The sequence below is a fragment of the Ideonella azotifigens genome, assembly GCF_006519715.1.
Lineage (GTDB): Bacteria > Pseudomonadota > Gammaproteobacteria > Burkholderiales > Burkholderiaceae_C > Ideonella > Ideonella azotifigens.
The window spans coordinates 1-2431 of the sequence record NZ_VIDT01000759.1 but is presented as its reverse complement, the minus strand read 5'-3'; the positions used below and the strand labels follow the sequence as shown (position 1 = coordinate 2431).

The 2431-nt window shown below is 67.1% G+C and carries 2 protein-coding genes; both read left to right on the top strand.

Going from position 1 to position 2431, the window contains the following annotated elements; all coding sequences use genetic code 11:
- Positions 1 to 1698 (top strand): methyl-accepting chemotaxis protein (locus tag FKP22_RS27335; RefSeq protein ID WP_141291100.1); only part of this gene is annotated, 1698 nt, incomplete at its 5' end.
- Between the two features lie 144 nt (positions 1699 to 1842).
- A partial coding sequence (locus FKP22_RS27330) for a hypothetical protein (RefSeq protein ID WP_141291099.1) occupies positions 1843 to 2431 on the top strand: 589 nt, incomplete at its 3' end.

Genomic DNA, 2431 nt, shown 5'->3' with positions numbered 1-2431 from the left:
GCCGAGAAGAACGCCGGCATCGTGCTGGCCCAGCAGACGGTGCTGACGCAGGTCGGCCAGGCGCTGCGCCTGATCAACCGCCAGTCGTCCGACCTGCTGGAAACCGCTGAAACGGTGTCCTCGCTGAAGCTGCAGACCAACGCTTCGGCGGCCGAGCTGTCCGCCGTCGGCCAGTTGGTGATGTTGACCCAGCGGATTGGCAAGAGCGCCAACGAATTCCTGACGCTGGAGGGCGTGAGCCCCGAGGCCGTGTTCCTGCTCGGCAAGGACTTGAACTCGTTCCGCGAAATCGCCGACGGCCTGTTGCACGGCAACCCCGAGCTGCGCCTGCCTGGCACCAAGGACCCGCAGACCAAGGAACGGCTGGAACAGCTGGTCGCCCAGTACGAGCAGACGCGGGCGCAGGCCAGCGCCATTCTGGGCAACCTGCAAGGCCTGGTTTCGGCACGTGAAGCCCAGACCGTGATCGTGGCCGACTCCGAGCCGCTGCGAAAAGGCCTGGAGCAGGTCCAGTCCAGCCTGGAAGGCCAGGGCGGCCTGAGCGCTGGCTACCTGCTGGCCCTGCTGCTGTCGGCTGCGGCCATCATTGCCGGCGGTGTCGGCTTCCTGCGCTTGTATGTGCGCAATCAGGCCTTGCGTGCCCAGCAGGCCGAAGGCCAGCGTCTTGCGGCCGAGGAGCAGGAGCGTGAAGCCAAGCGCGTCAACGATGCGAACCAGGCCGCGATTTTGCGTTTGATGAACGAACTGCAGACGGTGGCTGAAGGCGACCTGACGCAGCAGGCCACGGTGACGGAAGACATCACCGGCGCCATCGCCGACTCGGTGAACTACACGGTGGAAGAACTGCGCAGCCTGGTGGCCTCGGTGCAGGGCACGGCGGCCCGGGTGACGGACACCACGCAGCAGGTTGAACAGACCTCGACCGAGCTGCTGGCCGCTTCGACCGAACAGCTGCGCGAGATTCGCGAAACCGGCGAGTCGGTGCTGCAGATGGCATCGCGGATTAACCAGGTGTCCGCGCAGGCGCAGGAAACCGCGGCGGTGGCGCGCCAGTCGCTGGACGCGGCGACCACCGGCCGCAAGGCGGTGGCCGACACGATTGGCGGCATGAACACGCTGCGCGAACAGATCCAGGAGACCTCCAAGCGCATCAAGCGGCTGGGTGAGTCCTCGCAGGAGATTGGCGAAATCACCGAGCTGATTTCCGACATTACCGAGCAGACCAACGTGCTGGCCCTGAACGCCGCCATCCAGGCCGCTTCGGCCGGTGAAGCGGGCCGGGGCTTCTCGGTGGTTGCCGAAGAAGTGCAGCGGCTGGCCGAACGCTCGGCTGATGCGACGCGGCAGATCGCGGCACTGGTGAAGACCATTCAGACCGACACCCAGGACGCCGTGGCCGCCATGGAACAGTCCACGCAAGGTGTGGTGCAGAACGCCCAGCTGTCCGACGCGGCCGGTAGCGCACTGACCGACATCGACCGTGTGACGCGCGAACTGTCGTCGCTGATTGAAGGCATTTCCAGCGAAGCGCGCAGCGAAGCCGAGTCCGCCAACGTGGTGGCCGCCAATATCCAGCACATTTTCGCGGTGACCGAGCAGACCGGCGAGGGCACGCGCTCGACCGCTCAGATGGTCCATGACCTGTCGCGTTCGGCGGACGAATTGCGCCAGTCTGTGGACCGGTTCAAGATCGCCTGATGGATGCGCTGCACGGCCTGTTGGGGGTCGTGTTTTCGCGGGTCGGCGGTGCCGACGCGGTGACTCAAAGCCCGAGCCGGGCCTGACGCGAACACGCGGCGGGTCCGGCGGGCTCATTTCATGGACAGGAATTCCGGCAACACCATGGACCAAGCACAAGACCACGAACTGCCGGGTGACCTGAGCGCGCTGGCCTGGGTTCAGGATGAACTCCGCCGCACGCTGGACAACGCGCACAAGGCCTTGCGCCGCCATCTGCGCAGTCTTGAAAGCACGGCGGGCGACGAAGGCGGCGGCGCCCCGACCGCCTTGCTGCAGGCCCGCAGCCTGATCCACCAGGGCGTGGGCGCACTGGAACTGATCGGCGTGGCCGCACCGGCCCGCTTGCTGCGCGGCAGCGAGCAGGCCCTGCAACGGCTGAGCCTGGGCCAGGCGACCTTCGACCTAGCAGCGGTGCAGACGCTGGAGCGTGTCTCGTTTGCGGTGCTGGACTACCTGCGCCGCCAACTGGCCGGCAAGCCGGCCTCCGAGCTGAGCCTGTTCCCGCAGTACCGTGACGTGCTGGTGCTGGCCGGTGCCGAGCGGGTGCACCCGGCCGACCTGTGGAGCGACACGCCTGCGCTGCCGCTGCCTTCGGACAATGCGCCTTCGGCCCTGCCCGAGGCGCAGATCCGCCAGGCCATCGAGGCCAGGCTGCTGAAGTATTTCCGTGGCGACGCCGCAGCCTCGCGCC